Raw genomic sequence first — 20,716 nt, 5'->3', positions numbered from 1 at the left:
ATGTATATTGGAATTGATTTAGGAACATCGGGAGTTAAAATACTTTTACTTTCTGGTGATAATAAAGTTGTAAAAACAGTCACTAAAGGATATGATTTATTAATTCCTAAACCTGAATGGACAGAACAAAATCCTCTTGACTGGTATAATCAAACAATTGTTGGGCTTAAAGAAATTATTAAAGGGTATGAAAAAGATTTAAAAGCAATCAGTTTTTCAGGACAAATGCATGGAATGGTTTTATTAGATAAAAATGATAAAGTCATTAGAAATGCACTTTTATGGAATGATCAAAGAACAATCAAAGAAGTTGAATATTTAAACGAAGTGATTGGTAAAGAGAGATTAATAAAAGAAACTGGTAATATTGCATTAACTGGTCTTACTGCACCCAAAGTTTTATGGGTTAAAAATAATGAAGAAGAAAACTATAAAAGAATTGATAAAGTAATGCTTCCAAAAGACTATTTAATCTATAGATTAAGTGGTATATTTGCTAGCGATACATCAGATACATCAGGTACACTTTACTATGATGTTGAGAATAAAAAATATAGTAAATATATGTTAGATGTTTTAGGTTTAAAAGAGAATAACTTTCCTAAAATATTTGAAAGCTATGAAGTAGTAGGGTACTTAACTGAAGAAGTTAAAGTTCAATTAGGAGTTAAGAATGATGTAAAAATTGTTGCTGGTGGTGGAGATCAAGCTGTTGGTGCTGTTGGTGTTGGTGCAGTTTACAACGGAATGTGTAATATTTCGCTTGGAACAAGTGGGGTAGTTTTCTCTCCAATGGAAAAATTTGCGTCAGATCAAAAAACATATTTACAATCATATGTACATTCAAATGGTAAATATATGATGATGGGTGTTATGCTTAATGCTGCTGGAGCTTTGAAATGGTGGAATGAAGGTATTTTTAATAATTATAACTATGAAAATATATTTGATAAAATATCAAAAACAAGTAGTGATGATGATTTATTCTTTTTGCCATATTTAACAGGTGAAAGAGCCCCTATAAATGATCCTTATGCAAGAGGAGCATTTGTCGGTTTAAGATTAGAACACAAAAAAGAACATCTTGATAGAGCTGTTGTTGAAGGAATTACATTTAATTTAAAAGCAATCTTTGAGATTATTAAAACGAAAAACAAAGATTTAAAGAATGTGAGAATTACTGGTGGTGGAGCAAAAAGTCCTATATGGGGTCAAATGATTGCTGATATTTTAAATACTAGTGTAGAAACAATATTGGTTGAAGAAGGTCCAGCACTTGGTGCAGCTATACTTGCTATGGTTGCAGATGGTAAGTATGAAACAGTTGAAGATGCATGTAATGAAATAATAGAAGTTAAGCATATATTTAAACCGAATAGTAAAGAAGTTTTAATATATGAAAAGAAGTATAATGAATATATGAAGGTTTATCCTAAATTAAATAATTGATAATAAAACAAGCAGGGTTTGATAGATAACTTTGCTTGTTTTTTGTTATTTTATATGATGATTTTAATTAACATATAGTTCCTAATATAGAAGTTCAAGTTATTTCATTTCGCTTATATATGAAATATAAGCGCTTTTTCTAATTATTTTTGATATAATGAAGAAAACTAACTAGAGGAGAAATACGATGTATAAACTTAGTGTAGTAGATGATGAATTAATTGTTTTAGAACGATTAAAGAAAATGATAGAACGAATAAATGTTGAAAACATACTTCTTGAAAGTACTTTTGATAATGGGGATGACGCATACAATCAATTATCCGTTAATCCACCTGATATCTTGATAACTGATATTCATATTCCGTTTATCAATGGACTTGAACTAGCACGTATGCTAAAAAAAGTTAATCCACTACTTAAAATAATAGTAATTACAGGGTATGAAGAACTAAGTTATGCGAAAGAGGCTATTGATCTTGAGGTTGTTGGTTTTATATCTAAGCCAATTAATATAGATGAATTAGAGAGTGTATTGGAAAAGGCAAAAGATAAAATAGAACTAGAAAAAGATATTGAAAGTAATATAGATGAGTTTAATATTTTTTACTATGATAGTATTCCAGTTTTAAAAGAGAATTATTTAGCTAAACTTTTAAATAAAAACCAATTATCTAATAAAATGAAAGAACAATTAGAGAGAATTGATGTAAGAATTGATTATAAATATATTATGATTGGATATTTTGATTTTGATCATAGATATACTGATGAAGAAAAAGAGTATTTTGAGAGTTTTTTATTTACTCAGTTAAATCTTTTAGGGATTGATTTTAATCTTTTTCATAAAGAATATAACTTAACAGTCTTATTCAAAAGTAATACTAATTTTAATAAAGAAGCGATTATAGACAATTTAAAGATTATTATCATTAGAGCAAAAAGACAGTTAAATATTGAGATTAGTATAGGATTGAGCAATTTATCTAGTGATAACATTAATTATAAATTATTGTATTCAGAAGCATTTAATGCACTAACATTAAGGAAGATATTTGGTGGGATGCAAGTTTTTTTGTATAGTGATATTGAAAAGAATAGTAGAATAGGCAATTTAATTGATGAATCAATTTATAGCAAATTAACATATTATATTAAATATGAACAACAAACAGAAAAGATAATTGATGTTTTAAATAAGATAAAAGAATTAATAACACACCAAGCTAACTTAAATGTTTATGAGTTTAATTTAACAAATACTCTTAATTCAATTTTGAAGGGATTAAGTGAAGAAATAGAACTTAATAAAGAAGAGATTAATTATAGTTTGTTATATCAAAAGCTATTTACATTTAAAACAGTTGATGATGTTTTTTCATGGTTTTTAGAATTGATAGAAAAAATAAGATGTATTAATCTTAATTATATTCAAAGTAAATCAGATCAAAATATGAGTTTGATCATTAACTACATAAATAATAACTATAATGATTCCAATTTAAACTTAGAAACTTTAGCAGATGAAATAGGGTTTAGTGTTAGTTATATTACAACACTTTTTAAGACTAATTATAAAACAACCTTTGTGAAGTATTTAACTATGATAAGAATGGAAAAAGCAAAAGATTTATTAATAAAAACAAATATAAAAATAATTGAAATCGCGAGTAAAGTAGGTTATAGTGATCCTTATTATTTCAGTCATTCATTTAAGAAATACTTTGGAAATTCTCCTAAGGAGTACCGAGATGAACAAAGTTAGTCCTAAAAGTAAGCCGTTAGGATTTGTTTTTACTGTAACTTTTATCGCGATGATTTTAGTATTAGTTTTTGGTGTTTTCATGATTTCACAATTAACTTTTACAAGAAACACGAATAATATCATAAAAATACAAACAGAGGCAATAAATGAACAAATTATTTATAATTTTGAAGTTTATACGGAAGATATAATTAGAATATCTAATCAAGTTCAAGCTTTAGTTTCTAATATAGATATAAATGATGATCAAGAAGTAACAAAGAACTTATTTGAATCAATCAATTATTTAGATTCAAAATATAAAGATATTGAAATATATAGTACTTTAGGAACTTTAATTGTTAGCAATAGCAAAGATAGTGAAGAAGTCGTTAGTGAACAGGACTGGTTTATAGGAGCAATAAATGATAAAACAGTTCATTATTTTTCTGCTCCTAAATTAATAAATGATAGATATTTAATAACAATAAGTAAGTATCTTTCTTTTAACAAGTATCAAGATTATGGAGTTTTAAGAATGAATCTTGATTTTTCTACTTTAATTTCTTTAGCAGATAAATCTAATCTAGGAGTTAATGGTCATATTTCAATTTTGAATAATAATTATGATTATATTTATACTTCTAAAAAAGTTGATTCATTTACTGAAACAGAAGAAAAGGAGTTATTTAAAGAAATAATAATTGGAAAAAAAGAAGTCGTGATTGAAGATCAAGCAATTTATTTTATGGTTAATATGATAGGTAATACTCCTTGGAAAATTGGTGTTTTTATTAATATAAATGAAATAATGCTAATTAGACATTATTTTATTGTTTCAATGATGATTTTCTCACTTATATTTATAGTTATATCTTCAATTATTTACTATTCAGTTTCAAAATCAATCTCAAAACCTTTAAATAAATTAAAAGATGCTATGAGTAATGTTGATCAAATTGATAAATTAGATTTGACTAAGGTTGAAATAAATCACCCACGAGAAGTTGAAATATTGAGCAATAGTTTCAATGTCATGATTGATAGAATAAAAGGATTAATGGATAGCATAATAAAAGAAAAGGAACAACAAAGAAAAAGTGAACTTAAAGCACTACAAAATCAAATTAATCCTCATTTTTTATATAACACGTTAGATTCAATCGTTTATATGGTTGAAAATAATGAAAATGAATCGGCTGCTGAGATGATTATTGCATTATCAAGATTATTTAAAATTAGTATTTCTGGAGGCAGAAATATAATAAGTGTTGAAGATGAGATAAATCATGCAAGAAGTTATCTATTTATTCAAAAAATTAGATATAAAGATAAATTTACATATGAGATAAATATTGATAATGAAGATATATTAAAATTAGATACAATGAAATTGATATTACAACCATTAATTGAAAACGCATTGTATCATGGAATAAATAAAATAAATGATAATGGGTTAATAATAATTAATGTTGGGTCAATTGATGATTTAATAAAGTTTGAGGTAATAGATAATGGGTATGGAATGACTGATGAGAAGATTAATGAATTATATGCTGTTTTAGATAATGATGATTTGAGTGATGGTGTAGGACTTAAAAATATTTACCAAAGATTAAAGGTATATTATGGAACAAAGGCTTCACTTGAAATTACTAGTGAAGCAGATGAAGGTACGAAAATTCAAATTTTGATTCCAGCAGGTGAAGTATTATGAAAAGAGTTATTAAAATGATGTTATTAGTATTAATAACAATTATAATAAGTGGTTGTAGCAAGGGAAGAACCAAAAAAATTGGAATCCTTATATACGATAAAGAAGATACATTTATGCAAGAGTATTTGAGTGAGTTAACGAAAAAAATTGATCAAAAGAGCAATTTTAAATATGAAGTTTATTTTGCAGGTAAAAATCAATTACTTCAAAATAAACAATTTTTAGAGTTTTATAATGAAGATTATGATTTAATTATTGTTAATGCTGTTGACAGATTATCATCATATGCAATGATTGAAAAAGCAGAAGTTAAAGATATACCACTTATCTTTATTAATCGTGAGCCACAAGCAGTACTATCAAATAGTAAGAATAGTTATTATGTGGGATCAAATAGTTTACAAATAGGTGTATTGCAGGCAGAATTAGTTAAGCAGATGCTAGATACTAATGATCTAACCGATATTAATGATGATGGTGTTGTTCAAATTGTTATATTAAAGGGTGAACAAAGTCATCAAGATGCTGAGAATAGAACAGCTGAAGTTATTAATGGTTTAAAGGATTTAGGTATTAATTATGAAATATTAACGATAAGCATTGGTAATTGGGAAAGAAATCAAGTGTATTTAAAAGCAGATGAACTATTTAGTGAGTACGATAATGTTGAACTTGTTATTTCAAATAATGATGACATGGCGCTTGGTATTATAGATTATTTAGAAGAGAAAGAATTTATCGTTGCTCCAAAAATAATAGGTGTTGATGGAACAGTTGCAGGATTAGAGGCAATAGCTAATAATAAAATGTATGGAACAGTTGTTAATGATTACTTAGAACAGGTTAGAACAATTGATATTTTAATTGATTATTTATTGAAGGGAGTTATTCTTAAAGATTTTGATTATGATAATAGATTTCAACTTATTAATGGAAAAATCATTCACAATTAATAGATATTGTTAGATTTTACATTTTTTAGTGTTAGATTTTACATTTTTTAATAAAGCGCTTACATATATAATTGAAGTAGATAAAACATAGGAGGAAAGAAATGAAAAAAATATTTTTATCGATTTCAATTTTTATTTTAGGGGTTGTCTTAGTTGCTTGTTCAAGCAAAGACGAATTTAAAGTTGATGTATTTATCTATCAATATTCAGATACTTATATTGGTGGGGTAAGAAGTGAATTAGAGAGACAATTAAAAGATGTTAACAATGTTAAATATCAATTCCATGATGCAGCAGGAAGTCAAGAAACACAAAATACACAAATTGACAGTGCTATTACTGCGGGGACTAATTTATTAGTTGTTAATATTGTTGAAACTGCTTCTGCAGCAACTGTTATTACAAAAGCTAAAACAGCTGATTTACCAATCGTTTTTTTCAATAGAGAAATCAGTGATGCAGCAGTTAAATCATATTCTGGTAAAACAGCATTCATTGGTACTGATCCAGATGAAGCAGGATATATGCAAGGTGAATTAGCAGCTGAAATCATTTTAGCAGACTATGCTAAATATGATCGTAATGCTGATGGTAAAATTGGTTATGTAATGCTTCGTGCTGATTTAGATAATCCAGAAGCAAATGGTAGAACTACTTATTCAGTACAAGAAGCTAATAAATTATTAACAGCAGCATCAAAACCAGCATTAGAAAGATTAGTAGCAGATCAAATGGCAGGATGGGATACTGCAACTGCTAAAACATTATTCGATGCAGTAATTGCTGATGAATCAATACTAGCTAAGATTGATGTTGTATTTGCTAATAATGATGATATGGCTCTTGGAGTTATTCAATCATTAAAAGTTAAAGGATTTAACGGAAGCGATCCTACAAAACAAATTATCGTTTTAGGGGTAGATGCAACAGCAACTGCACAAGAAGCAATTAGAAGAGGCGAAATGGCAGGAAGTATTAAGCAAGATGGTGAAGCAATGGCAACAGCTCTTAAAGTATTTATCGAAAATGTAAAAGATGGTAAAGGCTTTGTTGAAGGAACTGATTATAAATTCCAAACTGATGTTGATAAATTGCGTATTCCATATGCAAAATATACTGGACAATAAGATTTATTAAAGATTAGATAAATTAGACACAGGCGATTATTTAAATCTAATCGCCTGTATCTTATAGTAAAGGAGTAACTTATGGAAAAACTATTAGAAATTAAAAACATAAGTAAATCATTTCCAGGGGTTAAAGCATTAGATAATGTTTCATTTGATATTAGTGCTGGTGAAGTTCATGCTTTAATGGGTGAGAATGGTGCTGGTAAGTCAACATTAATGAAATGTTTATTTGGTATTTATATTGAAGACGAGGGAGATTTTTATCTAAATGGGGAAAAAGTAAAATTCAATAATGTTTTACAGGCTTTAAATGAAGGAATAGCAATGGTTCAACAAGAACTTAATCAGGCAACTAAAAGAAATGTTATGGATAATCTTTGGCTTGGTAGATATCCAATGAAATTAGGTTTTATATTAGATGAAAAGAAAATGTATGATGACACGAAAAGACTCTTAGATGAGTTTAATATTGATGTTGATCCTAAAGATACTCTATCAAAACTTTCTGTTTCAAAAAGACAAATGATTGAAATCATTAAAGCCGTTTCTCATGAGGCAAAAGTTATTGTGTTTGATGAACCAACATCATCATTATCAGATAATGAAGTTGAACAATTGTTTTTAATAATTGAAAAATTGCGAAAAAGAGGAGTTGGAATAATTTATATTTCCCATAAAATGGAAGAGATATTAAGAATTTCTGATCGAGTAACAATTTTAAGAGACGGTAAGTATATATCGACCCATCAAGCAAAAAATCTTACAATGGAAACAATTATTAAGGATATGGTAGGAAGAGATTTGGAAAATAGATTCCCAGAAAGAAATCATAACATTGGAGATATAACGTTAAAAGTTGAAAACTTAGGTGCTGTGCATAATTCAACTATTAATGATGTATCATTTGATTTAAAGAAGGGGGAAATCTTAGGTATATCAGGACTTGTTGGTGCTGGTAGATCAGAAATATTAGAACTTTTATTTGGATATATGACAAAGGAAAGTGGGAAAATATATTTAAAGGATAAGGAAATTAACATCAAAAATACTAGAGATGCTATAAAAAATGGGCTTGCATTAATAACTGAAGAGCGAAGAGAAAATGGAATCTTCTCGGTGTTATCAATTGAAGATAATTTAGTTATTTCAAACTTAGATAAGTATCAAGAGTATGGTGTTTACTTGCAAGATAATAAGATGAAAGTAGATGCTATTGAATCCGTTAGAAAGTTAAGAGTGAAAACACCATCGATTAAGACTAAGATAAAATCTTTATCAGGTGGAAATCAACAAAAAGTTATTATAGGTAGATGGTTATTAACCAATCCAACAATCTTATTAATGGATGAACCAACAAGGGGTATTGATGTTGGAGCAAAATATGAAATATATCAATTAATGAATCAATTGGTTGAAGAAGGAAGATCAATTATTATGATTTCATCGGAAATGCCTGAATTGATTGGTATGACAGATAGAATAATGGTTATTTCAAATGGTAGAGTTGCAGGTATTCTAAATACAAAAGAAACTAATCAAGAAGAGATAATGACGTTATCTACTAAATTTATTTAAGAGGAGGTTAAAAAATGTTTGATAAGAATAATAACGAAAAAGTAACTGAAAAAGTTAGCTTTTCAACTAAAATGCGAAACTATTTTTTAACAAAGAAAGAAAAATTAAAACAACTTGAAAGAAAAGATATAAATGAATTTTTCATCAATTATTCATTATACATACTATTATTTATTTTTATTGTTGTAGTTGCTATAATGAAACCAAGATTCTTATCCTTAAGTTCAATCGTAAATGTTATTACACAAACATCATTTAGATTACCGATTGCTTTAGGTGTTGCAGGTATTATTGTATTAACTGGTACAGATTTATCTGCCGGAAGAATTATTGGGCTTGTTGCAGTAATTGCAGCTAGTTTATTACAAAATCCAGATTATGTAGATAAGATGTATCCTAATTTAGGAACTGTCCCAATTATTCTTGTTTTATTAATTGTAATTGTAATCGGGGGACTTATTGGTCTCTTTAACGGATTCTTTGTAGCTAAATTTAAACTACATCCATTTATTGTTACATTAAGTACACAACTAATTGTATATGCAATGTCATTACAATACATTAAGTTTGGAACCAATAATGGTAAACCGATTGGTGAGTTAAGAAGTGATTTCACTAATGCAGTAACCGGGAACATGTTTACAATATTTGGTGTTAGAATTCAATTTTTAGTTTTATATGCATTAATTGCTACAATTATTATGTGGTTTGTTTGGAATAAAACTAAAATTGGTAAGAATATGTTTGCTGTTGGATCAAACCCTGAAGCAGCAACAGTTTCTGGTATTAGTGTTAATAAAACTATTATGATAGTGTTTTTAATGGCAGGTATGCTATATGGATTAAATGGATTTATGACTAGTGCGTTTGTTGGATCAAATAATGCTGCAACAGGTGTTAACTTTGAACTTGATGCTATCGCAGCTTGTGTGATTGGTGGAGTATCATTCTCTGGTGGTGTTGGTAAGATTAGAGGTGTATTACTTGGTGTGTTCTTACTACAATTAATTACAGTTTCATTTGTATTCTTAGGAATTGATGCTAACTTACAATACGCTATTAAGGGCTTTGTTATACTATTAGCAACAGCAATTGATATGAGAAAATATATTGTTAGAAGATGACAGATAAAGAAGAAAAAAAGGAAGAGAAACACGCTATTACAAAAGGTGGATTATATGCAAATCTAAGTGGAAAAACCAAAGGTTTTACGATATTCATAATTGTAGCATCAATTGTATTTATAGCTTTTATTATCTTCATAATATTAAGAAAAGGATGATTCCTTATGTACATAATAGTATTAATAATAGTACTTTCAAGTTTATCAACGATGTTTTTATGTTTTCAATATGAGAAAGAAAAAACAAGTGATAAGAAAACTATTAAACCTATATATATTTATATATCAAGTTTCTTAATGGGAGCACTTGGTAGTATATTTGCAATGATTGGTTTTAATTTTGAAGTTAAGAATAAAAAGTTTGTTTTAACACAAATAATATTTCTAATAATTCAAGTTATTATTATTGCTATAGTTTATCCAAAGATTAAGTAAGATGTCAGATAAAACTGATATCTTTTTTTTGAAGTAGGATTAATAAAACAAGGAAGTTATCTTTGTAGATTTGTTAGTGTTAAAATCTTATATTGGCCATTTTACATCGAGTCAAATCAAAATTATTTTTTATCTATAGTTTTAATAATGCTAATGATCTATAATATAGGTCATTTTTGTTTCTTAACAAAGAGAGTGAAAATAATGTTCAAAAAATATAACTAACTATTTTGTCTAAAATTTTGAATCTCAATCATTTCTTAATAAAATCTTTAAAGATAAAATGAACATTTTTTTGTATATACCAAAAGAAAAGTTTTTAACAATAAAGTATAGTTTTAAAAGGGAAGAGCAATTTTATATAATTAATAAAGAAAATGAAAGAATTAATAAATTTTTAAATAGGGAAGTATGAACGAAGAAGCAATTTACGAACTAAGAAAAACAATATACGAAAGATTGGTTGATAGCGTTTCAAAAAATGTTATATTTATATTGAAAACGATTTCAAGCTTTCTAAAAGATCTAATTCAATAGTAATAATCATTATTAAGTCAATAAACGATAAAAGAATAACATAATACGAAATGAATGTTGAAACAAAGTTACTAAAATTATAATCTAGATTAGGAATGAAAACGATTACTGGAATTTTTATTATAAATGATAAAAATTATTTTCTAATCGAAGAATAGAATTATTAGTGAGGAGAAACAAAATGAAAAAAATAAGTATGAATGATGGATGGAAGTTTCAAAAAGAAGGTAGTGAAGAAACTAAAATAATTAGTGTTCCACATGATGCCATGATTTTTGAAAAACGATCAATCGATAATGTCGGAAGAAAAAATACTGCATGGTTTTCAGGTGCTGATTACCTTTACGAAAAGACATATTTCTTTGGTGATGAATATAAAGATAAAGTAGTATATCTTGAATTTGAGGGTGTTTATCATAACTCCGAAGTATATTTGAATGGTGAGAAATTATCTTTTAGACCATATGGATATACAAATTTTTACGTAAGAATTGATGAACATATAATTCTAAATAAAGAAAATATCATTAAAGTTAGAGCGGTAAATAGCGATCAACCTAATAGTAGATGGTATACCGGATCTGGAATTCATAGACCGGTTAGTATGTTAGTTTTTCCTAAAGAACATGTTTTATTAAATAGTATTAAAGTAACAACGATAAGTAGTGAGTCTCGTATTGTTAATATTAATTTAAAGACAAATATGAGTGGTATAGTTACTCTGTCTTTCTTAGATAATAAGAAAGTAATTAAAAAAATTGATTTAGATAGTAATGGAGAGATTAATGAAAATATTGAATTGACCGGTACTCAATTGTGGAGTGGAGATAATCCTAAATTATACACACTAAAGGTTAATTTTAAAAATAATGAAGAATCAGTTCGATTTGGAATTAGAAGTATCAATATTACTAGAGATAATGGTTTACTAATAAATGGAGAAAGAGTAATTCTAAAAGGAGCATGTATTCATCATGATAATGGATTATTAGGTGCAGTATCTCATCCTTTTGCTGAATATCGAAAGATTAAGATTTTAAAGGAAAATGGATATAATGCGATTAGATCTGCTCATAATCCAAGTTCTAAAGCATTGCTTGATGCTTGCGATGAATTGGGAATGTTAGTTTTAGATGAATATGTCGATATGTGGTATATACATAAAACGAAATATGATTACGCATTATATTTTGAAAATTGGTGGAAACAAGATCTCAAAGATATGATTGATAAGGATTATAACCATCCAAGCGTTATTATGTACTCAATAGGAAATGAAGTTGCTGAAACAGGACAAAAAAAGGGAATTGCATTGACGAAAGAAATGAATGACTACATTAAGACAATGGACCAAACAAGACCTGTTACATGTGGTATAAATGTATTCTTTAATTACCTATATTCATTAGGATTTGGAGTTTACAGTGATAGTAAAGCTGAAAAAGCAATGAAAAGCACTAAAAAAGCTAAATCAGTTGGTAGTGAATTCTTTAATGATGTCGCTGGTCTTTTAGGTGATAAAACAATGAAAATTGGAGCATGGTTACCTGGAAGTAATAAGAAAACAAAAGGTGCTTTTGCTAACTTAGACGTTGCAGGATATAATTATGGGATATTAAGATATAAGAAAGATTTAAAAAAATATCCAGAAAGACTTATTTTAGGAACAGAAACATTTTGTAAAGATGCTTTTGGTTTCTGGGATATGGCAAAGAAAAATAATGGAATTATTGGAGACTTTGTGTGGGCTGGGATGGACTATCTAGGTGAAGTAGCAATTGGCTCATGGGTTCATGATGATCATGCTCCAGAATTTACAGGAGGACCGGGATGGATGACTGCTGGATCTGGAAGAATTGACATTAATGGTATTGCTAATGCTGAAATGGCATTTACAAGAGTGGCATTTGAATTAGATCCAATTAGAATGGCTGTTGTCCCAGTAAACAATCATGGTAAGAAACATTCACCTTCAGCTTGGAAACTTTCTAAAGCGATGGAAAGTTGGTCATGGAATGGTCATGATGGAGATAAAACAACTGTTGAAGTTTATACAAGAGCACATAACATTGTTCTATTTGTTAACAATAAAAAAGTTGGTTCTAAAAAATCAAATAAAAAAGGATTAACAAAGTTTAAAGTTAGATATCACGATGGTTCTATTACAGCAATTGGGTTTGATAAAAACAAAAAAGAATTATATAGAACAACATTACATACTGCTTCAGAGGAAAACAAGTTAATGTTAGCACCTGAAGATAAAGTTATTACACAAGATCAATTAGCGTATGTTCAACTTAAATTAACAGATGAAAAAGGTAATTTAAAGCCATTATTAAGAGAAAAAGTTAATATTGAAGTTGAAAATGGTGAATTGATTGGATTAGGACATGCATGTCCTTATAATGAAGATGGGTATAAAAACACTTATACCGAAACATACATGGGCCAAGCATTAGCAATTATTAAGCCAGTGAATAAAGGTAAGATAGTAGTTAAGGGAGAATGTTCATTAGGAACATCATTAGCCGAAGTAGAAGTTAAATAGTTTATTCATAAAAAAAATAAAAAATGGAGGAATAATTTATGAAAAAAATAATTACAAGAGGTTTTAGTTTAGTATTATTATTAGTAGCAGCAGTTTCACTTGTAGCATGTGGGGGAGGAAAAAAAGCAAAACTTGAAGCATCATATGTATCGGACCCAGTAGTTAATTTTATGAGTGCATATCCAGCATATACATATAAACAAGCAACGTTTAAAGCACAAAGTATTGATATTTTCTCAGACGGAACATATGAATTAACAGTAACAGAAACACATTATTCAGGAGAATTATTATTTCCTAATGAAGGTGAACATAAAGTTGTTCCAAGAGGAGTTACAGTTACTACTTACTACGGTAAATATGCAGCAGTTGAAGCTGATGGTTTAAAAACATTAAGTCTTGAAAAACCAACAAGAATTGTTAAAGTTAATACAATTACAACTGCAGGTAGCAACTATTCAGTAGATACAGAAAACTGGACTGATGCAAGTGGAGTTGCAGTAGGAACTGAAGAAGCACCAATAACAGCAGAAAAATTCTTAGAAAATAATGCCTTTGCTAAATTTGATTTATTAGTAAATGTTGCAACAAACGCATTCGAATATAACTCATTAACAAAATAATTTTTAAGAGGAGATAAAAAATGAAAAACTGGAGATTATGGCGTGGAATTGTAACGACATTACTCTTTGTTCAAATCATTGGAATATTTCTTACATCATTAGCATTTAAATGGTCCGGCCATATAAATATATTCCTAGGTGTAGAAGTTCCAACTGAAGCTGGCGACAAAGATGCAATTTATTATGATTCTGAATTCGGTCTTACAGATGAAGGTTTAACAAAAATGTTAGCTGCTTCTGATAAGCATGATATTCAAACAATGGAAGAAGGAACAGTTTTATTAAAAAATGATAATAATGCACTTCCTTTAAAGAGTACTGAGAGAAATGTTACATTATTTGGTAGAGCAGTAGCAGATCCAGTATATCGTGGGAATTCAGGTGGACCAGCATTAGATGGTGCTAGATTAGTTTCATTACAATCTGCATTAGTAAAAGAAAATTTTAATATTAACGAAACAATCTTTAATGCTTATAAAAATAGCTCAACAAAAAGAGTTAAAAATGCATTTGGAAATGCTATTCCATCTTCAATTGGTGAAGAATCAATTAGTTTTTATACTGATTCGCTAAAAAGTTCATATGCAAATAATTATAATGATGTTGCTATTGTAATGTTTGCACGTGATGGTGGAGAGGGTATGGATTTATTACCAAGTGATGCTGATGGAATTTCACAATTAGCATTACACCCACAAGAAGCAGATTTATTAAAACTTATTAAAGAAGAAAAAGATGAAGGTATCTTTAAAAAAGTTGTTGTTTTAATCAACAGTGGATATCCAATGGAATTAAAATGGTTAGAAGATGCTCAATATGGTGTTGATAGTGCATTATGGATTGGTGGTCCAGGATTAAAAGGATTTGAAGGTGTTGCTAACGTTTTAGTTGGTAAAGCTGATCCATCAGGAAGATTTACTGATGTATATGCTACAAATTCATTATCTTCAGCAGCAGTTCAAAATGCTTTTGATAATAAATTCTCTAATCATGAAAGAAACTATGTAGTTCAATTAGAAGGCATCTATACAGGCTATAAATACTATGAAACAAGATATCAAGATGCTGTATTAGGAATTAATAATGCTTCTGGTAATTCGGGAGTATTTGCAAGTAGTAATGGTTGGAAATATGAAGATGAAATGGCTTATCCATTTGGATATGGATCATCTTATGCAAAATTTGAGCAAGAATTAATCAACCTTGAATGGGATAGAACAACTCGTAAAGTGACAGCAGAAGTAAAAGTTACTAATCTAGGTTATTCAGAAAACTCAAGTTATACGGGTAAATCTAAGTCAGTTGTCCAATTATACGTACAACTTCCATATCAAAGCGGTCAAGCTCAAAAATCAGCAATCCAATTAATTGATTTTGAAAAAACAAGTTTATTAGGAGCAGGTGAATCTGAAACTGTTAAATTTGAAACTGATGATTATTTATTTGCAACTTATGATAATACTGTTACAAATAGTTTTGACACTTCGAAAAAAGGAAGTTATGTATTTGATGCAGGTGCTTATCGATTTGCAATTGGTGATAATTCACATGATGCATTAAATAATGTCTTAAAATCAAGAGAAGTAAAAACAATTGAAAATGCGGTATTAGATTTAGTAGATCATAAAGGAACTGTGGTTACTGGAGATGCAGAAAAAGTTAAACTAATAACATTGACAGAAAAAGATACTCATTATGCTAAAAGCCAATTTACAGGGGAAGTAGTAGCAAACTTATTTGATGATATTGATATTAACTATTTCCTTCCCGAAGGACAAAAATTAACATATCTAACAAGAGAAGATTGGAATACGTTCCCTAATAAAGTTGAAAACTTAACAGCAACAACGGAAATGTTAAACAGATTAAAAACCGTTGAATATACAAAACCAGCAGATGCACCAGCATATGATAGTTTTAAACAAGGCGAAGCTGTAACAATCAAACTTATTGAAATGAAGGATGTTCCTTATGATGATCCGAAATGGGAAGAATTCTTAAATCAATTTTCAATTAGACAACTAACAATTATGGTTGGTGAAGACTTTGGTCATCCTGCAATTCCAGAAATTGGTAAGCCTCACAATTCAAATACTGATGGTCCAGACGGAACACAAGGTGTTTATAAATATGGTAATAAATCAACAGCAACAGTCCATGTTAATCAAATTGTTGCAGCATCGACTTGGAACAAAGAGTTATTAGAAGAACGAGGTAAGTTTATTGGTGAAGATGCATTATTTGTTAAAACAGCACAATTGTGGTCACCAGGAGCTAACTTACACCGTACTCCATTCTCGGGACGTAACTTTGAATATTATAGTGAAGATGCTATCTTAACATACATATTAAGTTCTAAACAAACAAAAGCTATGCAAGATAAAGGACTTAACGCATCAATTAAGCACTTTGCAGGTAATGATCAAGAAACAAACCGTGATAGTTTAAATATTTTCTTAACTGAACAAGCATTTCGTCAAGGCTCGTTAAAAGGTTTTGAAGGAGCGTTTACTGTTGGAGAAGCACTTGGAACAATGATGTCATTTACAGCAGTTGGTTCTTACAATAGTTTCTATGTTAATAAAGAAATTTTAACAGGAGTAGTTAGAAATGAGTGGGGCTTTAAAGGAATTACTTTAACTGATGCAAGTAAAGGTGATCCAATTAACACTGTTCAAGCACTTGTTGCAGGAACTGATTCATTTAACGTTGATACTGAAAGAGCATTTGAAATTCAAAAATATTTAACAGCTAATAAAGATGGTAATGTTCTAAAGAGATTAAGAGAAGCTAATAAAAACTTCTATTATTCAATGGTAAGAACTAATATGATGAACGGAATTACTGTTGATACAATCATTAAAGGATTCACACCATGGTGGCAAACAGCACTAATCATTCTAAATGTTGGCGTAGGAGTAATCACTTTAGGTTCAGCCGGAATTTTTGTTTACTCAGGATATATATTACCTAGAAAAAAAGATGGAGATAAGAACAATGAAAATACTAAAAAATAAAACAACTGGTTTTTATATTGGTCTTGTAGCTGCGGTACTTGCTATTATTAGTAGTTTAATATTTACAATTACGAACAGTAGTGATAGAACATTTTCAATTATTACGGTAATCTTTATGGTATTAGGTGCATTAGCCCAAGTATTCAATATATTCTTTGACTATAAATTTAGCCCAATTATTCCAGCAATCTTATACTCGGTAGGTGTTTCAATGCATTTTAATGTAGGATTAGAAACATTATCTGATGTTTGGAATGGTGTTAATTATATCGGTGGAAATGCAAATGCTGTAATTATTTATGGAATCCTATTTATGATAGTAACTATTGCAGCAATTGTTACATCATTTATGGAGCAAAGAAAAACTTTAGATTAATTTTGTTAAGTAGGGAGAAGGTGAAATCCTTTTCCCTATTTAATAAATAGAAGGATGAAGATTATGGAATTAACAGAAAAAGAAAAACAAGAACAAAAGTTAGAGAGAATAAAAGAAGAATCTAAAAACTATTTATTTAAAGATACTTGGTATCGTGATATACAACCGGTATTAACGAATGCTACTTTTATTTTAGCTGTGATATTTAGTATATTAACTTTATTAATTGATTTTAAATCAGGAACATATTTTACTGGAGTGCTTATCTTAACGTCTGTCTTAGTTTTAGGAAATTTAACGAGCATGATTTTTGATAAGAAAAGAGGCATAATTAGTCAATTAATTAGTTTGGCTTCTTATTCAGGACTTTTGGTTTTAATTTTATTTTATTTAATAAATATTAAAATAGCTTTATTTAGTCTAATAGCATTGGTATTTATAATACTTGCTCTTGCAATGCAAATAGTAACAACAATTCATTCATTGACTAGAGATAAAGATAATAGTGAAGGATCTTATATTCATATTGGAAATTTTGCAGAAGCATATAAGAAGTTTGGAAGAGGATTGTATTACTGGTGGTTTAGACATCATAAAATAGCAGAATTTATTAGATATTTTATGGTTGGTAATATTGTTACAGTAATTCAGTTTATTATTTTACCAGTCTTACAACTAATCTTTAAAAATACTAATTTAATTAATACTGATTTTAGATTTTTAGGACCAATTGGTGCAGCAGATAAAATTATTACACTTGAAAATGGACTTAAAGTATTTGACCCATACTATGTATTTAACTTTACTGCTGGTCCGATAGGATCTTCGATTGAGAGAACGTTAAATGGAATTTCAGGTCAATACTTATCACGTGGTGGTTTAGCATATTTCTTAGCAATGTTTATAACATTAGTAATTGCCCAAATCTTGACATTTATTATGCAAAGAAAAGTTGCATTCAAATCAAATAGTAATCTGCCTAAAGCAATTATTTGGTTCGTAATAGCAACGATAATAATTACTTTAGGCCAAAATGCTTTATATGGATTATATCAACCTTGGTTATATGGAACATTTGGTGATGCTATCGGAGGTATTGCAGCATCATTTGTACAAGCACTTATATCATTTTGGGTATTTTATCCAATTTTCAAAATTATATTTAAAAAAGAAGAATAAAAAGAATAGGGACGTTTAAATAGGTCCCTATTTGAATAGAAAAGTGAGGTGAAAAAAATGAAGTACATAACATTTGCAATCCCATCATATAACTCAGAAAACTATCTTCATAATGCAGTTGAATCATTATTGGTTATAGGAGAAGATGCAGAGATTATAATAGTAAATGATGGGTCAAAAGATAATACAATAAAAATAGCTAATGAATATAAAAAGAAATACCCTAAAATTGTTAAAGTGATAGACAAAGAAAATGGCGGACATGGATCAGGAGTAAATGCAGGGCTAGAAGCAGCAACAGGATTATATTATAAAGTAGTTGATTCAGATGATTGGTTAGATAAAGAAAACTTAGTAACTTTTCTAGAAAAACTAAAAGAACAATATAATAATAATCAAAGTCCAGATTTATATATTCTAGACTTCATCTATGAACATGTAGAAGATAATACAACATTTGTTAGATCATATGAAGAAAACTTTATACCAAATAAAATAACAACTTGGAGTGAAACAAATAAGAAGTTTAAATACTCAAAAACAATGTTAATGCATGCATTAGTATATAAAACAGCAGTGTTAAGAGAAAGTGGAATAAAACTTCCGAATCATACGTTTTATGTAGATAATATTTTCTCATATACACCACTGCCATATGCAAAAACAATTTATTACATGCCAATAGTTTTATATCATTATTATATCGGTAGAAGTGACCAATCAGTTCAAATTCATAATATTGTAAAAAGATACAAACAACAAATAAAAGTAATGGATATAATTTTGAAAGAATATAGTTATGATGAAATTAAAAAACTTCCAAAAGGCTTAAGAAAATATATGTTCCATTTTTTATCAGCAATTATGATTATAACTCAAATGTTTACAACAGCTGAATATAGTAAAGAACGTAAAGATGATTTAAGAAAACTTTGGAATGATTTAAAAAAGAATGATAAAAAACTATATAGATTTTTAAGATTTAGATCTTATAATTGCTTAGTTAATTTCTTACCATGGAGAATAAAAGGGTACATTATGGTTAAGGGTTATTTATATTTCGCTAAAAAGATTAAACTAGGATAGGAGAATAAACTATGTATGATTATTTAATAGTTGGTGCTGGATTATATGGCTCAATATTCGCATATGAAGCTAAAAAACGTGGTAAAAAAGTTTTAGTAATTGATAAACGAAATCATATTGGAGGAAATCTCTATACTAAAGAATATGAAGGGATAAATGTCCATTATTATGGGGCACATATCTTTCATACATCAAATAAAAAGGTGTGGGATTACATAAATAAATTTGCAACATTTAATAACTATGTAAATTCACCAATTGCAAACTATAAAGGTGAAATATATAACCTCCCATTTAATATGAATACATTTAATAAATTATGGGGAGTAATAACACCGAGTGAAGCAAAAGAAAAAATAGAAGAACAAAGAAAAAAATATTATAAAGAAAATCCAATTAACTTAGAGGAACAAGCAATCAACTTAGTTGGAACAGATATTTATGAGAAGTTAATTAAAGGGTATACTGAAAAACAATGGGGAAGAGATTCAAAAGAATTACCACCATTTATTATTAAAAGATTACCAGTAAGATTTACATACAATAATAATTATTTCAACGACTTATATCAAGGAATACCAAATGGTGGATATACAAAAATCTTTGAAAAACTCTTAGATGGAATTGATATTAGATTATCAACTGATTATTTCGTTAATAAAGAATTCTTTGACTCAATAGCAACTAAGGTATTATATACAGGACCATTAGATCAATTTTATGATTATCAATATGGAGTATTAGATTATCGTAGTCTAAGATTTGAACATGAAAAAATAAATACTGAAAACTATCAAGGGAATGCTGTTGTTAATTATACAGATAAAGAAACACCTTACACTAGAATAATCGAACATAAGCATTTTGAATTTACAGAATCAAAAACAACAATAATAACTAAAGAATACTCAGTGGATTTTGAAAAAGGTATGGAGCCATATTATCCAATTAATGATCAACAGAACCAAGAGAAATATCAAAAATATTTCGAATTAGCTAAAGAAGAATCTAAGTATTTATTTGGAGGAAGACTTGCTGAATATAAATATTATGATATGCATATTATTATTGAGAAAGTACTAGAAAGAATTGAACAAGAGTTTGAAAGATAATGCAAATTACGAAATAAAAACGACTAATTACGTGAAATATATTGAAGAAAAGAAAACTAATAAGTATCATATAAGTAAGCGTTTACAATGCAAATAAAAAATAGAAGGA

The 20,716-nt window shown here is 28.3% G+C and carries 16 protein-coding genes; all 16 read left to right on the top strand.

Translation table 11 applies throughout. The annotated features are described in order from the left end of the window. The 16 genes from xylB to glf all read left to right on the top strand — a co-directional run bounded on the left by xylB (window position 1) and on the right by glf (window position 20,607). Entirely contained in the window at window positions 1-1,449 is a 1,449-nt protein-coding gene (gene xylB / locus EXC62_RS01035; protein ID WP_162140273.1) for a xylulokinase, read from the top strand. Window positions 1,450-1,636: 187 nt separating this feature from the next. Further along, window positions 1,637-3,214 (top strand): response regulator transcription factor, encoded by a 1,578-nt coding sequence (locus EXC62_RS01030; RefSeq protein ID WP_026390870.1) that lies wholly within the window; start codon window positions 1,637-1,639, stop codon window positions 3,212-3,214. Continuing rightward, window positions 3,201-4,913 carry a sensor histidine kinase gene (locus EXC62_RS01025; RefSeq protein ID WP_162140272.1) on the top strand — a complete coding sequence of 571 codons (1,713 nt, stop codon included), beginning with the start codon at window positions 3,201-3,203 and terminating at the stop codon, window positions 4,911-4,913. Before EXC62_RS01030 ends, EXC62_RS01025 begins: the two co-directional genes overlap by 14 nt. Further along, window positions 4,910-5,866, top strand: coding sequence for a substrate-binding domain-containing protein (locus EXC62_RS01020; protein WP_026390868.1), 957 nt, complete (start codon window positions 4,910-4,912; stop codon window positions 5,864-5,866). Before EXC62_RS01025 ends, EXC62_RS01020 begins: the two co-directional genes overlap by 4 nt. A gap of 101 nt (window positions 5,867-5,967) precedes the next feature. After that, complete coding sequence (locus tag EXC62_RS01015) at window positions 5,968-6,993, top strand: galactose ABC transporter substrate-binding protein (RefSeq protein ID WP_026390867.1); 1,026 nt, start codon at window positions 5,968-5,970, stop codon at window positions 6,991-6,993. 81 nt (window positions 6,994-7,074) lie between these two features. Next, the gene (locus EXC62_RS01010; protein ID WP_026390866.1) at window positions 7,075-8,571 is read left to right on the top strand and encodes a sugar ABC transporter ATP-binding protein; all 1,497 of its coding nucleotides are present in this window, start codon (window positions 7,075-7,077) and stop codon (window positions 8,569-8,571) included. A gap of 14 nt (window positions 8,572-8,585) precedes the next feature. Beyond that, window positions 8,586-9,695, top strand: a complete 1,110-nt coding sequence (locus EXC62_RS01005) for an ABC transporter permease subunit (RefSeq protein WP_197724318.1) — start codon at window positions 8,586-8,588, stop codon at window positions 9,693-9,695. After that, complete coding sequence (locus EXC62_RS08755; RefSeq protein ID WP_162849125.1) at window positions 9,692-9,853, top strand: hypothetical protein; 162 nt, start codon at window positions 9,692-9,694, stop codon at window positions 9,851-9,853. The genes EXC62_RS01005 and EXC62_RS08755 overlap by 4 nt, the downstream gene beginning before the upstream one ends. Window positions 9,854-9,859: 6 nt before the next feature. Then, a complete protein-coding gene (locus EXC62_RS01000) occupies window positions 9,860-10,129 on the top strand; it encodes a hypothetical protein (RefSeq protein ID WP_129747402.1) in 270 nt (89 codons plus the stop codon). A gap of 718 nt (window positions 10,130-10,847) precedes the next feature. Continuing rightward, window positions 10,848-13,214: a glycoside hydrolase family 2 TIM barrel-domain containing protein gene (locus tag EXC62_RS00995; protein ID WP_026390864.1), complete on the top strand. Its 2,367-nt coding sequence runs from the start codon at window positions 10,848-10,850 to the stop codon at window positions 13,212-13,214. Window positions 13,215-13,252: 38 nt separating this feature from the next. Further along, window positions 13,253-13,837: a hypothetical protein gene (locus EXC62_RS00990; protein WP_026390863.1), complete on the top strand. Its 585-nt coding sequence runs from the start codon at window positions 13,253-13,255 to the stop codon at window positions 13,835-13,837. 20 nt (window positions 13,838-13,857) lie between these two features. Next, a complete protein-coding gene (locus EXC62_RS00985) occupies window positions 13,858-16,854 on the top strand; it encodes a glycoside hydrolase family 3 protein (protein WP_052589987.1) in 2,997 nt (998 codons plus the stop codon). Next, entirely contained in the window at window positions 16,835-17,230 is a 396-nt protein-coding gene (locus EXC62_RS00980; RefSeq protein ID WP_026390862.1) for a hypothetical protein, read from the top strand. The genes EXC62_RS00985 and EXC62_RS00980 overlap by 20 nt, the downstream gene beginning before the upstream one ends. 63 nt (window positions 17,231-17,293) lie before the next feature. Further along, window positions 17,294-18,409, top strand: a complete 1,116-nt coding sequence (locus EXC62_RS08950) for a hypothetical protein (RefSeq protein WP_197724317.1) — start codon at window positions 17,294-17,296, stop codon at window positions 18,407-18,409. A gap of 57 nt (window positions 18,410-18,466) precedes the next feature. Next, window positions 18,467-19,495 (top strand): glycosyltransferase family 2 protein, encoded by a 1,029-nt coding sequence (locus EXC62_RS00970; protein ID WP_129747400.1) that lies wholly within the window; start codon window positions 18,467-18,469, stop codon window positions 19,493-19,495. 11 nt (window positions 19,496-19,506) lie between these two features. Next, entirely contained in the window at window positions 19,507-20,607 is a 1,101-nt protein-coding gene (gene glf, locus EXC62_RS00965) for a UDP-galactopyranose mutase (protein WP_129747398.1), read from the top strand. Window positions 20,608-20,716: the final 109 nt, after the last annotated feature.

Origin of the sequence: Haploplasma axanthum (assembly GCF_900660745.1) — a bacterium.
In the GTDB taxonomy this organism is placed as follows: Bacteria; Bacillota_I; Bacilli_A; order Acholeplasmatales; family Acholeplasmataceae; genus Haploplasma; species Haploplasma axanthum.
Note: the sequence above shows the minus strand (reverse complement) of the source record. Positions and strands in the feature narration are given on the sequence as shown.

What these genes read in the sequence shown, in the direction of transcription:
- EXC62_RS01025 (WP_162140272.1), top strand. Translation starts at nt 3,201, where the DNA reads ATGAACAAAGTTAGTCCTAAAAGTAAGCCGTTAGGATTTGTTTTTACT.
- EXC62_RS00985 (WP_052589987.1), top strand. Translation starts at nt 13,858, where the DNA reads ATGAAAAACTGGAGATTATGGCGTGGAATTGTAACGACATTACTCTTT.
- EXC62_RS00995 (WP_026390864.1), top strand. Translation starts at nt 10,848, where the DNA reads ATGAAAAAAATAAGTATGAATGATGGATGGAAGTTTCAAAAAGAAGGT.
- EXC62_RS01010 (WP_026390866.1), top strand. Translation starts at nt 7,075, where the DNA reads ATGGAAAAACTATTAGAAATTAAAAACATAAGTAAATCATTTCCAGGG.
- EXC62_RS00980 (WP_026390862.1), top strand. Translation starts at nt 16,835, where the DNA reads ATGAAAATACTAAAAAATAAAACAACTGGTTTTTATATTGGTCTTGTA.
- EXC62_RS01000 (WP_129747402.1), top strand. Translation starts at nt 9,860, where the DNA reads ATGTACATAATAGTATTAATAATAGTACTTTCAAGTTTATCAACGATG.
- glf (WP_129747398.1), top strand. Translation starts at nt 19,507, where the DNA reads ATGTATGATTATTTAATAGTTGGTGCTGGATTATATGGCTCAATATTC.
- EXC62_RS01020 (WP_026390868.1), top strand. Translation starts at nt 4,910, where the DNA reads ATGAAAAGAGTTATTAAAATGATGTTATTAGTATTAATAACAATTATA.
- xylB (WP_162140273.1), top strand. Translation starts at nt 1, where the DNA reads ATGTATATTGGAATTGATTTAGGAACATCGGGAGTTAAAATACTTTTA.
- EXC62_RS01005 (WP_197724318.1), top strand. Translation starts at nt 8,586, where the DNA reads ATGTTTGATAAGAATAATAACGAAAAAGTAACTGAAAAAGTTAGCTTT.
- EXC62_RS00990 (WP_026390863.1), top strand. Translation starts at nt 13,253, where the DNA reads ATGAAAAAAATAATTACAAGAGGTTTTAGTTTAGTATTATTATTAGTA.
- EXC62_RS01030 (WP_026390870.1), top strand. Translation starts at nt 1,637, where the DNA reads ATGTATAAACTTAGTGTAGTAGATGATGAATTAATTGTTTTAGAACGA.
- EXC62_RS08755 (WP_162849125.1), top strand. Translation starts at nt 9,692, where the DNA reads ATGACAGATAAAGAAGAAAAAAAGGAAGAGAAACACGCTATTACAAAA.
- EXC62_RS08950 (WP_197724317.1), top strand. Translation starts at nt 17,294, where the DNA reads ATGGAATTAACAGAAAAAGAAAAACAAGAACAAAAGTTAGAGAGAATA.
- EXC62_RS00970 (WP_129747400.1), top strand. Translation starts at nt 18,467, where the DNA reads ATGAAGTACATAACATTTGCAATCCCATCATATAACTCAGAAAACTAT.
- EXC62_RS01015 (WP_026390867.1), top strand. Translation starts at nt 5,968, where the DNA reads ATGAAAAAAATATTTTTATCGATTTCAATTTTTATTTTAGGGGTTGTC.